Origin of the sequence: Chlamydia buteonis, assembly GCF_900634605.1 — a bacterium.
Lineage (GTDB): Bacteria > Chlamydiota > Chlamydiia > Chlamydiales > Chlamydiaceae > Chlamydia > Chlamydia buteonis.
Genome location: NZ_CAAAFM010000001.1, coordinates 469,203 through 482,721, shown reverse-complemented (window position 1 = coordinate 482,721; position 13,519 = coordinate 469,203). Strand labels below are relative to the sequence as shown.

Below are 13,519 nucleotides of genomic sequence, written 5' to 3'. Positions count from 1 at the left end.
TGTTATGCCGATACTTTCCGTCTGTAATTTAGTAAAAAAGTATAACAAAAAGCCAGTCACTAATGACGTCTCTTTTGAAGTAAATGCTGGGGAAGTGGTTGGTCTACTAGGTCCTAATGGCGCAGGAAAAACAACTGCATTTTATCTTACTGTAGGTTTAATCCGTCCCGATTCTGGGAAGATCATATTCAAAAATACGGATGTGACTAAAAGGACTATGGACTATCGAGCAAGATTAGGGATTGGTTATCTAGCTCAAGAGCCCACGGTATTTAAGGAGCTGACAGTAAAAGAAAACTTAATTTGCATTCTAGAAATTATCTATAAAGCAAGAAAACAACAATCCCATCTTCTAGATATATTGATAGATGATCTGCAACTAGCCTCGTGCATTAACAAAAAAGCCGGAACACTATCTGGGGGAGAACGACGGAGATTAGAAATCGCCTGCGTATTAGCTTTAAATCCTAGTGTTCTTTTACTTGACGAGCCATTTGCAAACGTCGATCCTCTCGTTATTCAAAATGTAAAATACCTAATCAAAATTCTTTCTAGTCGAGGTATTGGCATTCTTATTACAGACCATAACGCTAAAGAATTACTTTCCATAGCTGATCGGTGCTATCTAATTATTGACGGAAAGATCTTCTTCGAAGGTTCTTCCTCACAAATGATAGCCAACCCTATGGTAAAGCAACACTACCTTGGAGATTCATTCTCTTATTAATCTAATAAATCATCATCTGTAAGCACTTCTTTTGCTATAGCTTTGATAGTAGTTAATCCTTCAGGGAATCCTATATCACACAACAGCGTGTTGACATATTCTAGCTCTGTACGTAGCTGATCATTAATGAATTCTAAACGAGCTAATTCTTGTTGAATATGTGGCGTGGCCATAACTCCCCTCCTTCTATTTCTTGCTTTCACAAGAAAATAAGGAGCGAAAATCATGCCAAACACCGGTTGTCTATAAGAAAAATCTTATAATTTTAAACAAGCCTCTAGCCCATTAAACTTCTTGCTAAACTCAGATACATCTGATTTAACACCTGTAAAGACGTTGCTACAACAGTCCACTCTTGCTGCATAGACGTTAGGTGCATCTGTAAATCTAGCTGGTAGTTTTGTCCCATGTCTGCATAAGATTGCTGGTCTGATTGTATAGTAGCTTGTAGTGGGAACATTCCCCCACTGATGGCATTGCCCGATAACCCGGATACTAACGCATCTTCTAAAATCTCCAGTCGTGCTTGCCACTGTTCTTCTCCACCTGTAACTTGAAAAGTTCCTGCAACACTACCTTCGCTTACACTTAAAGGCGCTAGATAGTTTTGCAATAACACTAAAGATCCTGATATGGCATTTAAATTATCTCTATAGTTATTTAAAGAATCGATTATGCGTGTACGTTGCTCGTTGGAAATTTTGGGATCTTCGGTAACTTTTTTTACCTGTTCTTCCAGTACTGTCTCTGCATCTTGCGTACTTTTAAGATAGGCGGCTGCCTTTTGTCGTTCCGTTTCTAATTTATTTCTAGCGCTATCCGCAGTTCCAGGAAATACGTCTTTACCTTTCTCTCCTACAGCAGGCTGCTGACCTACATAACTTGCAAAATTGAAATACGTAGCAGCATTAACATATTCCGAAATAGCATCGATCATGGCGTTTCCAACAGATGATCCAAGGTTACTATAGTAAAGCTGATCGTAAATACCATTTAAAAAATCGACTTCTTTGGGCATATAGCGATCAATTAACACCGAAGCTACCGCTGACGGTAATGCCATAGCTTGCAGCTCATTAGATTGAGCATATAATTGATCCTTATATAGCTCTGCCTTTAGAGCTTGATAATTCTTGAGTTGACCCTGCGACTCCTCTACCTTAGATTGAAGTTGTGCTATTTGTACTCCAGCCAATCCTTTAAATTGGAAATAAGCTCGAGCCGTATTTTCTGCATTCTTGTTTGCGGTACTTGTTATTTGAGGTAAAAATCCTATACTCCCACGATTTAAAAGAAGCGGATTAATAGTTACTTTAGAGCTGCCTTGTTGTTGTGAATAAATCGTATAACTTTCTTCTACACCATTAACAGTATTACCCGGTTTAAACTGCCCTTGTGCATCAACAATGCTCCCCATTGTTTCCTTAATAGAAGCGGTTATACCAAGCTTAGAACCATCCATTTCTTTTGCTGCTTCTTTTATTACATTACCAACGTCAACCATCGATGCAGTTGTATTAGTAGCCAATACGGTTGAAGCCACAAAATACGCCCATATAGCACCTATATACTTAGGAGCTTTGAACTCTGATAGTTTGTTAAAAGCATCATTTACTAATTTTTGTTGTGCATCTGTTAAATCATTAAACCTAGAATTAATTGCACGGACAGTTTGCAATGCTCCAGCAATGGCAGCACTACTAATCTCCGTAGTTACTTGTCCTAAGTTGATAGGAGCAAATACCCCCATTAAGGAGGTTACTAAACTAGATATCTGATCAAAAATAGCCTCTTGGTGACTGTTTACGAAAATGGTTGCCTCAACAACAACATCAAAAGAATCTACAGCAGCTACTTGATCTTTATATAAATAGGAGATCTGCGCACATAAATCGATTTTATCGTTTCTCGATAAAGCAGATACATTAATTGTGTCTGCTAATTGGTCTCCTATTAGATCGATGCGATCAAATTTTTCTTGATCATAGGTTTGTACTGACGTTTGCAGACTTTCTAATTCTTTTTGTATTTCTAAGAAAATGCTGTACTCTTCTTCTGTTAACTTCCCTTTAACTACATTAAGAACATCTTTTAATCCCTCAATACGACCATCTGCAAAAATTTGAGCTAATTGATCTGCATTGCCATATTGTGTTGAGAGATCGTTTATAAAACCTGTCTTCTGACCACCTGTAAAAAGAGTAGATGTTTGAACTGTATCGAAAATCTGCTTCGGTAAGCTATATAGTGATTCAAAATCAGCGTTTGTTAAATTTGTACCAAGGTTAACCAAACGATTAACCTCTGTTTGGATTTTCAAAAGAGCTGCTTTATCTAATTCTGTTTGGGATTGTTCCTCTAATGTTCTTTCAACCTTTTCAATTGAAGATGTCACAGCCCCATCTCTTGGAATTAGGGTTGACTTACCAGCAAGTGCAGTTGCAGTTCCCACAATCTTATTAACTACATTTTGGACTTTTTTTAATAAGTTCTGGGCCCACTGTTGTTTAGTAGCATTATAGAAAGGATCTTCTGTGGATAAGTTACCACTTTCTACTTCAGTAGAAGTAGTAGCCACCACCGCAATCGACGCATGTAAATCTGACAAGGGTGTACGATGAACAGCTGGAGCTCTACTCTCCTTGTTGATCACGCGGTCTTCTATTTCAAACTTATGCAGTTTGTCTATTAACTGCCTGTACTTTTCATCAGCTTTCTGATCTAAAATACAGATCAATCTCTGGACTACATAACGCTCAAACTCAGTCTTTTCGTAATGAAAAATACTTTCCAATAACTGGTAGCGTTTTTGTATTGACTCTGAACAAGGTATTATTGGCAGTTTTTTATAATTTGCTGAAATAGAGTAACTATTGATGATATCCATACGGAGAATAGTCTTGTTAACTTTTATTTTTAATAAAATTAACATGAAAACTATTTTTATAATTAATCAAAAATAAATAGTTTTTCTTAAAAACAAAAACAACAAGACTATAAGAAAAATAAAAAAATTGAATCAAAAAGCAGAATAGAAAAAAAGTTTTTAAAATAAGAAAATAAAAGAAAAATTATACAAATAATTTCTATGTCTTCTTTTTATATACAAAACAGACCTAAAACAGTTTCAGGTGATGGTTTATTTAATATTAAATTGAACCATAAGTTTTCTAATTTTAATCCTAAAGCTCAGCCAGCTATAGACATAGAAACATTAAATTCTGGATTGTACGCCTTAAAACGTTTAGCATCGATTATAGAAGCAGGGAATATCCAGGCTTCTATGTTGTTAAATCCTAACAACACCATATTCCCCTCTCCTCCTATAGCACCTAAACCTCGTTCAGTAAACGCTAGAGGTTCAGCCAAAAACACTGAAGAAACCATTGCCGGTATTCAAGGAACAACAGCTTCGGCTCTTGTCCCTCTCATTCTTGATGGCTTACAAACTTTCATAGATTCTACTCCCGATGTTCATTTAGAACAGATGCCTTCGGTTATTCTAGCTATCGTATTAATCAAACCTCTAAAAGATAAACCCAGTCTAAGCCAGGAAGAGCAACAAAAGGTGTTTAATAATTGCTATCAACCTCAGAAGAAAGATATCCTGGCCCAAATCAAAAAAGAACAAGCCTCGGAAATTAAGAAAGGACAAGACATACTATCAGAAAAACTTACATCTGCAGGAGCAACACAAGAAGAAATTCAGAAAGCTCTTAAAGAATATGAGGATAAATTTACATCCGACTTTTTTGATGCTCACGTCAAGAAGCAACTCATGACCTACCGGTCCACCATTGGTGGAGCAACCTCCAAAATGATGAATGATATAAAAGCTCTGGCAGTATCAGTCCCTAAGCCTAATAAAGATAATGTTAATAGCGTTAATGGAATGGTAATGCTGCATGCTATTTTTAACGGTCTCACAGATGCTGTTAATAAAGAGCCTGCCCTTGGAGGGGAAGAAGAAGTAATTAAAACCCAACTAACTCTTAGTGGTTATCTCTCTAAAGAATCATTAACAGAAGAGGATTTACAAGTTATTTATACGGCATCGCAACTTCCTAGTAAAACAACTCTCGATATGTATTTAAAACCTAGGGATGCTGCTATATACCGGGAGAACATTACAGCCGCATATCAAGCTGCTGTACAAAATCTGACTTCAGTTCGTTCTGACATAGAAAATGAAAAACAGACTTTAGAAAATCAATTAGCAACATTTCAACAAGCGGTAAGCTGCTTTACATCCTGGGTAAATGGAGCTAAAACCATTTCTGGAGCCAAAGAATACACCTCTGAAATTATAACAGGAGCCATGGAAGCTAGCGCGGGTCTGAATAGTCTATCCCAAATGCAGGCAAATTTAAAAGATGACGAAAAACAGATTTTTAACACCCATATTCCTAACTATCTCAACCTTACTATAGGTAACGGAACCAACGTTACTAAATTTATTGCAAAGATAGACTCATTTCAAGCAATTTCAGAATACACTTTAAATAATGCTGTAACTAGTGAAGTAACAGTAAAAACAGTCCTACAAAATAAAGCCGACGCTATTAAAAAAAATCCTTTTTATTCGGAAGTTAGTCAACAAATTAAAACCATAGCCAATTCATTATCTAACTATATTCAAGCTAATGGTAGTTATCAAATTCCAAAATTTGATGCTTTTGTTCAGCAAGAATTAAAACCCGATACTACTAGTACAAATGGCTTCTCTGAGCAAGCGGCTACAGTATTACAAAACTTTAAAACAGCAGCCGATGCCCATATGACACAACTCCAACAACAAATTGCAGCTTTAGACAAACAATACACTGATTTAAACCCTGCAGACGCGAGTTTCACTGACGAACGCAAAGTAGCTGTTGAAAGTTGGTTAAATTCTGAGAGCTTGGGTTCTGCCTTTATTTATCTCATATTACACTCTCAATTACCAAAGCAGTCTGCTTTTTTAAACCCTTTAATCGAAGAGATTAATTTTAATAACCTTGCTGCAAATGCTATTAATGATCTCTTAAAAATCACGAATCACTTTTCTACAAGTTCTGTTTATTACAACCTTTCCTCATATCTCATTCAAAGTAAAGAAGGTAAGGATCTATTCTCCGGCGACTATTTTGAAACTTGCTTAGCCTTATCTAGGGAAAAAGAATATATTGCTCGTGATACAGATCGTTGTCGCCGAGCTCAAGCATTTGTGAATAGTTTACTTGATAAAATCAAAAAACTCCCTGGAATTTCTTCATCTCAACAATCGGAGATGCTTGATGCAACCTCAAACTACATGTACTTACTATCCATTACCTTTAATCAACTTAATGTTTTGAACGCCCTCTTATCAAATCTTCAAATTACACCTGAGAAAAAAGGTGATGCATACAAAAAAACCGTTTTTAAAATTACGGGCCCTAAAGATTGGATCCCAACTCTAGCTGCCTTAGAGGGATTTATTTCTAATGGCTTCCCTCACAGCTCACCTACCGGAGGATTAGGGCCTTTATTCACCCAAATTCAATCTGACCAACAAAACTATACTACTCAAGGTCAAACGCAGCAGTTAAACTTGCAAAATCAGATGACTAACGTACAACAAGAATGGACATTAGTGTCGACATCGATGCAAGTGCTAAACCAAATCCTTTCCAAGCTCGTAGGTGAAATCTACCCTAATTAGATAACTTATTGTAGTAGGGAACTTCGTAAGGAGGTACCCTACTTCTTTTTGTATACCCTGTTTTTAAAAATCTCCCCACCCTTCTCACAACGAAATTAAAAGACTTCTTTTGGTTAAATCTAAGCCTAAAAAAACCTGTTCCAAACAAGATAGAACAGGTGTTCGCAGAAAGAAACGTTCTTAGGAAATACTTAATTTTACTGTAAGTATCCGGAGAATAGAGAAGCTATGTTGACTAATACCTGCTGGATAAACAGAGATTGTTTTTCAAATGCAGCTTCTTTTGCTTCAGCAAGTCTTTTAGATCCCCTTGTAAATTCATCTTCTAGTTTTGCGATAAACTTCTGCGTTGCATCATTCGAAAGCTGGACATAAGGATAACCCGATTGCGGAGCCTTTGTAATAGCAGATGTAAGCTTTTGTTTGATCTCCTCTTCATTAGCTTGAGGATTACTTTGTAACACACCTAGTGCGGTTTGTAGTGCACTTACGGAAGCATAAACGTCCCCAAGAGTATGGCTATTACCAGCTATAGTTCTTGCAAAACGTTGCGCTGCAGTGTCATTACCACGAGGTTGTGTTTCTGTTCTAGATACTGTTTGGGTTAACGCTGGTGTAGCAGTACGATTTAAAACCTCACGGTTAGCAGCGCCACTGCGTGAATACACATCATTTAGAGACTGATAGGCTCCGTAACCAGCAGATAATGAATCCGCATAAGATTTAGAACTAGCGGATGCCGACCCTGTTTTGTAAAGCTGCTTTACAGCCGATCCACCCTGATTTGCAGATGCTATAGGAGTTCCTGTAGAAATCGAAGCCGCTGTTGTTATAGCGCCTAAAGCATTCGTCAAACCGTCTTGGCCTGAAATACCTTGAAGAGCTTCCTGTAAAGCTTGTTGTATTTCTTGTAGTTGGGTTGTAGCTTCTGCATCTGCAGGATTTACCTGAGTTGTTAAATCTGTTACTTGAGCCAGAACTTCTTCCAACGGTGCTGTAAAATCAGGATGCTGAGCATGGAAGTTGTCAATCATGTTTCTAAAACCTTTCATGATTATCGCTGCCGTCTCATTATCAACATCAGCAAGTAACATTGATATCCTAACTTCCCCTAAAGTAACACCGCGGTTCTGAGAAGTTCCCACACTACTAGGAGCTCCAGGTCCACCGATAGGAACATCACTACCACCACTCGGTTTAACTTTTTCAATGTCTGCTGCAGCCTTTTGTTGTTCTTTCTGAGCAGCTTTAACTATCGGTGAATTCGGAGCTAAAGCAAGAGCTGCATCTATAGCTGCCTGCGCCTCTGCAATTTTTTGCTTACAAGCTTCTATATTTGCAGGACTATTATTTGCTTGGGCTTGACCAACAGCAGCGGTACTATTTTTCCCAGCGCTATAGGCACCCATTATAGCTTCCGCTAATTTAGTGATTTCTGTTGAAGATGTGTTAATTTTAGCTTCAGTATCGCTTATCACAGGGTAGTTATCTCCTGTAACGCCTAATTTCTTCAACTCTTCAATAAGAGCTGCCGCAGCGGCTTTGTTAACTTCTACTTGCCCAGCAGCTCCTGTAACCTGATCGATAGATGAAGTAGTCTTTATTGCATCCAAAAGCTTTTGGTTTTCTTCAAGAATCCCTCCGAGCTTATTGATTGTATCAATAACAGTCTGTTGCTCTGCTAGCGCTGTTTTTAATGTTGCCACCTCAGTTCTTTGTTCATCAGTAGAAGCAAGTTGGTCCATGTACTTGACAGCGTCTTGGAGTTGTTGTAGCGCTGTTTTAAACTGATCATAGGTTGTCGCTGCTTTTAGAGCATTCTGAGCATTCGTTGCCTGAGTCTTGGCCTCTTCAAAACTCTGAGGAACAGACTTTCCTGTGAACAGAGCAGAAATCTTATTAAAAAAGTTTACCAAAGCATTTTTTGCTGAAGATAAAAAACTCAGTCGTCCCAGGGTGCTTACCGAAGGCTGAGATGGTATATTTTTACCGTCAGCTCCGGATATCGATTCTGCTTCTGAGCTGCGGTTTGCTGCGCTAGCCTGCATACCTAAGGTAGATAAATCTGCAGGAGCAATATTTTTGGATTCGTCTATAGGACCAACAGGATTAACCATAATAAAAAAACTTATAAAATCTTTTCTTTATTATAAAAGATAAAAAAAAAGCCCACATCTTTTAATTAGATATGAGCTATTTTTAAAGATTTTATTAAAATATGGTTAAAATGCGGAAATTAACCCAAGATCGAATTTCCTATAGGTGAAGTCACTACCCAAGCGGCTATCCGCAGGTCTGGAATAAGCTCCATAAGCTCTGAAAGATAAAGAATCTGTGATTCCGTACATAAAAAGGTAAGAAGCACCTTTATAATTCGTAAATCCATTAGCTTCTTTAGGATCGTAATTTCCAGCTATAGCTTGAGCAAACCAATACTTCAGCTGATTTCCTCGGCCGATACCAGATACATCGATTTCAGGAACTGCTAAAGCTTCGACATATTCGTATCGTATTGTTGCTGACCAATCCCCAGCTTTTCTTAGTCTACCGAGAGTTCCTCCTAAGAACCAAGCTTTGTTTTGCTTTTCATTTAAAGTTGTTGCGGTTGCTTTTGCTAGAGTATTGGTTAAATAAGCACCGTAAACATACAAAGGTTTTTTCTTTCCGTGGAACCAAGGTAAATCGGAGTACTTTCCTACTAACCATTGCCAGACACAGTATTTATATTTCAGATTAGCAGCGACCGGTCCTGCTGCTGTTTTTGCAGGATCAGGAGCTTCTGAAGGAGAGAAGGAGTTCCAATCTATAACGCTACATTTTACAGAAAAGTTTCCTGGAAGTTTATTAACAATTCCTTCAACAACCCAGGCATAATGTTTTTTAGCCATGTTGACCACGAAAGGTCCGCCGTGAATAATCACATTATAGGGGAAACGTTCGCTCAAGCGGCGTGCTGCGTAAAGATGGAGACCATCAAAGTTACTATTAAACTGTACTTCTGATTCAAAAATACTGCCTAAAGAAGAACGACCCACTTCTGTGAAGATGTCAGTACGAGTTTCAGTATCTCGGTAGAAACGATAACCCAAGAATGCTCTATCTATGTCCATACCAGCTGCTGAAGATTCTCCACCAGCAATTGCTGCCCAACTCATTTCTGATGTTAGCCAAGTTTTATCAGCATTGTAATCTACATAAAGTTTAAATTCGCTACGATAGCGGTTTACTGGTAAGGGCTTATACTTATCTGGTTGAGTAGGAGGTATTTTTATATCTTCCCTAGCATGGATCCACTTAGCACGCACATCTCCGGCTAATCTTAAGACTCCTCCTCGTTTTCTTGTTTCTACGAAACCTCGAGTATCTAAATATGCCTTCACATCTTCTAAACTAATAAATGTTTGAGAATTGTTCTTTCTTTGCATACTAGAAGGTGTATTTGCAAACCCTTGAGACACTATTGTCGACAGGATCAAGCACACCAACCATGGATAAATATATTTTTTCATAGTTTCCTTAGCGTCGATTTAATTATTCAATGTAAGAAGATCGAAAAAATGGTTACTTGGACAACCCTAACGAAACAGTTGCAAATGAGAAAGGAGGAAACAACTCGCTAATTTTGACTATCTTGCACAACGGAAGAGCTATGCAAAGAGCTTCGGTGTCCTTTCCAATATTGAAAAGATGTTAAGTTTACAAGATCTTCTACCCGAAGCAGTTTTGCAAAACTAAACAAAAAAGCCAAGAAAATGACACTTTCAGAGAAAAAAGCAGCACTTTGCGCTACAAAAGATGACAACGACCAGGCTAGTGGTGTGTAGGGCTCAAGGAAAACCACATAAGTAGTATGCGTAAGAATATTAGTCCCTAGGGTAACTATGAAGGCTAAACTAGTGACACCAACAACCTTTATAGAACGCTTAAAAGTAATCCACATTAAACCCGAATACGCGGGATGTTTTTTTGATGCACATTGCCAAAGGAAATATAACTGAACCCATGAAATAAGAGATGTGGCGTAGGCTAGACCTGAAACATGTTTTATCAACCAACAACCGAAAATTACATTGAGCACCATGTTTGCTATAGCAGCAAAGATACCTATGACCAAGGGTATGGTGTAATGACGACGTGCATAAAAGAGTACAGAGATCAACGGTATTAGAGCCATAGGGATGATACTACCGCTATAGCCACGTAACACTTGCACAATAGCGTGCACAGCACTTGTTGGGAACAAACCGTGTTCATACAACACACGCACGCCAGGAAGAGCAAGAAGCAACAAACCTAAAGTCATGATGACCATCACAGATACAGTCAGATTCAAAGCGAACTTCATGAGTTCGTAGCCTTCTTCATTATTATCTTCTTGAACACAACGAGAAATAGAAGGCAAGAGAACAGTAAAGACTCCAAGACCAAACAAATGTACGGGCAATTGCTGGATGCGTATTGAGTACATTAAGTATAACGGACCGACTTCATTTATATAGCGTGCTAGACACATATCGGTTAAAAGATTGATCTGAAACACACCCATGGAAAGCAATCCCAAAGACAATGGTGCGATCAAAGCTTTTATACTATCACGTTCCTTGGGCGGGGTTGTTGCTGTCCCTAGAAACTTATTCACGCCAGGTAGGGTGACAGACCACTCTAAAACAAACCCGACAACAAGGACAACAGATAGTCCTATAATCCGTTGTCTTGGATCACTATGTCTTGCGAGAAATACAGTAAGGATCCACAGCACATTAACAACAGCAGGAGCTAAACCAACACTGAGAAACCTTTTCTCACAATGAAGTAAGGCAGAATTTACCGTATACATCATCAAAAAGATCCCTGATGGCAGAAGAATCATAGTTAACAGTAGGGCGTCAGCAAGATTCCCTTGGACATGATATAACCATATCCCTAAGCCTATTTCTATAATTAATGTGAAAGCACAAGCATTATAACAGAAAAATCGTGAGAAGCTCTTAAAGAAAAATGCGGCACGGCTTGTATCTTGTGCCCTTAGAAATTCAAAGTGGGGAATAAAAGCTAGTCCTAAAATGGGTCCTCCGAGGATTTTTCTTAAAAAGAAAATCGTTCTGAAGGCCAACCAGAAAGCTGCCACTAAAGGATCTGCTCCAAAATACGCTGCCATAACAATTTCGCGTAACATTCCTGTTACACGACTAAAAAAGGTTCCTGACAATAAATTAAAAAGTGAGCTGGCTACTGATCCCTGGCCGTCTTTTTTATTCATTAAAAAGTCTTACTCCCTTAATACTTAATTTATCCATAGCAGATAGAGATTTTTGGAGCATTAAAATGCAGGTATCTCCGCCTCCCCAAGTCCCTTTATTAGGTGCGCATACATCCACCGCTGGAGGGCTTCAAAACGCCATTTACGAAGGGCATGAAATTGGGGCTTCGACCGTTCAAATGTTTACTGCCAATCAAAGACAGTGGCGTAGACGCCCTCTCACTGATGGTTTGATAAATTCATTCAAAACAGCTCTTGAAGAGACCTCTCTATCTTATATTATGAGCCACGCTGGCTATTTAATTAATCCTGGGGCTCCTAATCCAGAAATCCTAGAAAAAAGCCGCATCTGCATACAGCAAGAGATCCAAGATTGTCTATCTTTAGGAATTACCTTTGTTAACTTCCATCCAGGAGCAGCTGTCAATGATACTAAAGAAGCTTGCTTAGATAGGATTGTTTCAAGTTTTTCGTTGGTTGAGCCTCTATTCGAAGACTCTCCGCCTCTTGTTGTTCTTTTTGAAACTACTGCGGGACAAGGTACACTTGTCGGCAGTACTTTTGAAGAACTTGGTTACCTCATAGACAAACTTAAGCATAAAATCCCGGTAGGAGTTTGCATAGATACTTGTCATATCTTTGCTGCTGGTTATGATATTACCTCTCCAGGGTCTTGGAAGCAAGTGCTCAAAAATTTTGATGATGCGATAGGCTTATCATATTTAAGAGCCTTTCATCTTAATGATTCCATGTTTCCTCTAGGAAAACACAAAGATCGTCACGCGCCTCTTGGAGAAGGAGATATAGGGATGGAAAGTTTTAAATTTCTTATGACTCACGAACAAACACGGATGATCCCCAAATATTTAGAAACTCCTGGAGGCCCAGACTTATGGACAAAGGAAATTCGGCAGTTGAAAAGCTTTCAGAAATAAAAAACTAAAAGCGCCAACTATAAGAGAATAGTTGACGCCTCTCTTTTTGGAAGAAAGAAACTTTCTTTTATGTTCTATGAGATAGGAACTCACAAACAACAGAAATATCTACAGGCAGAGGAAGTTGTGCCTCTATTTGATCTTGCTCTGGAGAAATTAAAAGTTCGCCCTTAAAATTGCTTTTATCCACGGAGATGTAAGAAGGGAAAGAACTTTCGTCTTTATTTTCCAAAGACTCTTTAACCGACTGTAACTTTCTTGATTTTTCTTTTAAAGAAACCTGCATTCCAGGACGTAGGAAAAAAGATCTTCTATCTACTTTTTTCCCATTCACCAATACATGACCATGAGCAACCAATTGCTGAGCCGCAAAAATAGTTTTTGCAAACCCCATACGATAAACCATGTTGTCGAGACGGCACTCAAATCTTTCTAAGAACATCTTGGTGACGCTGCCCTGCTTATTTACAACTTCCTTGAAAGCTTTGACTAGTTGCTTTTCTAAGATCATGCCATAACAAGCTTTTAGCTTTTGCTTTTCCTCAAGTTGAAGACCGTAGTCAGATTTTTTCTTTCTCTGCATACCGTGCTGACCTGGAGGATGGGGCTTTTTGAGCAGAGGGTTTCGGCTTCTTCCAAAAATATTCGCTCCAAAACGCCTTGCTATTCTATTTTTAGGGCCACAATATCGAGCCATGTATTTTAGTCCTTTATTTAGTCCTTAGAAATTATTCACGCCTCCCTGGCCTTTTTTAGACAAAGGCAGCGGCTCTGCTTTCGGTATAACCTGGAAGATTTTCCTCGCTAATAAAGAAAACGATTACTCATCCACTTGACAAAATACCAAACAGCATTTTAGTTCCAATCCTAATTTTCTACAATGGAATTATTTCCGAGAATATGCTAGGGTATTT

The 13,519-nt window shown here is 38.4% G+C and carries 9 protein-coding genes; 3 read left to right on the top strand and 6 right to left on the bottom strand.

Going from position 1 to position 13,519, the window contains the following annotated elements; genetic code table 11:
* Positions 1 to 4: 4 nt before the first annotated feature.
* Positions 5 to 727 (top strand): LPS export ABC transporter ATP-binding protein, encoded by a 723-nt coding sequence (gene lptB, locus E1N70_RS02080; RefSeq protein WP_131743915.1) that lies wholly within the window; start codon positions 5 to 7, stop codon positions 725 to 727.
* On the opposite strand, the gene E1N70_RS02075 is transcribed toward lptB, so the two are convergent.
* Entirely contained in the window at positions 724 to 900 is a 177-nt protein-coding gene (locus E1N70_RS02075) for a hypothetical protein (RefSeq protein WP_014944649.1), read from the bottom strand. The genes lptB and E1N70_RS02075 overlap by 4 nt on opposite strands.
* A 104-nt stretch (positions 901 to 1,004) precedes the next feature.
* On the bottom strand, positions 1,005 to 3,614 hold the full coding sequence (locus E1N70_RS02070) for a CT620/CT621 family type III secretion system effector (protein ID WP_208638301.1): 2,610 nt from the start codon (positions 3,612 to 3,614) through the stop codon (positions 1,005 to 1,007).
* A gap of 201 nt (positions 3,615 to 3,815) precedes the next feature.
* Here E1N70_RS02070 and E1N70_RS02060 point away from each other — a divergent pair, with 201 nt between their 5' ends.
* The gene (locus E1N70_RS02060) at positions 3,816 to 6,410 is read left to right on the top strand and encodes a CT620/CT621 family type III secretion system effector (protein ID WP_131743912.1); all 2,595 of its coding nucleotides are present in this window, start codon (positions 3,816 to 3,818) and stop codon (positions 6,408 to 6,410) included.
* Positions 6,411 to 6,607: 197 nt separating this feature from the next.
* Here E1N70_RS02060 and E1N70_RS02055 read toward each other — a convergent pair whose 3' ends face one another.
* The 3 genes from E1N70_RS02055 to E1N70_RS02045 all read right to left on the bottom strand — a co-directional run bounded on the left by E1N70_RS02055 (position 6,608) and on the right by E1N70_RS02045 (position 11,670).
* A complete protein-coding gene (locus E1N70_RS02055; RefSeq protein ID WP_131743911.1) occupies positions 6,608 to 8,527 on the bottom strand; it encodes a cell surface protein in 1,920 nt (639 codons plus the stop codon).
* Between the two features lie 105 nt (positions 8,528 to 8,632).
* A complete protein-coding gene (locus tag E1N70_RS02050) occupies positions 8,633 to 9,919 on the bottom strand; it encodes a hypothetical protein (protein WP_131743910.1) in 1,287 nt (428 codons plus the stop codon).
* A 107-nt stretch (positions 9,920 to 10,026) separates the two neighbouring features.
* Positions 10,027 to 11,670 (bottom strand): lipid II flippase MurJ, encoded by a 1,644-nt coding sequence (locus tag E1N70_RS02045; RefSeq protein WP_131743909.1) that lies wholly within the window; start codon positions 11,668 to 11,670, stop codon positions 10,027 to 10,029.
* 65 nt (positions 11,671 to 11,735) lie between these two features.
* On the opposite strand from E1N70_RS02045, the gene E1N70_RS02040 reads away from it, so the two are divergent.
* Positions 11,736 to 12,605, top strand: coding sequence for a deoxyribonuclease IV (locus E1N70_RS02040; RefSeq protein WP_131743908.1), 870 nt, complete (start codon positions 11,736 to 11,738; stop codon positions 12,603 to 12,605).
* Positions 12,606 to 12,672: 67 nt separating this feature from the next.
* Here E1N70_RS02040 and rpsD read toward each other — a convergent pair whose 3' ends face one another.
* The gene (rpsD, locus tag E1N70_RS02035; protein WP_131743907.1) at positions 12,673 to 13,302 is read right to left on the bottom strand and encodes a 30S ribosomal protein S4; all 630 of its coding nucleotides are present in this window, start codon (positions 13,300 to 13,302) and stop codon (positions 12,673 to 12,675) included.
* Between the last annotated feature and the right edge of the window lie 217 nt (positions 13,303 to 13,519).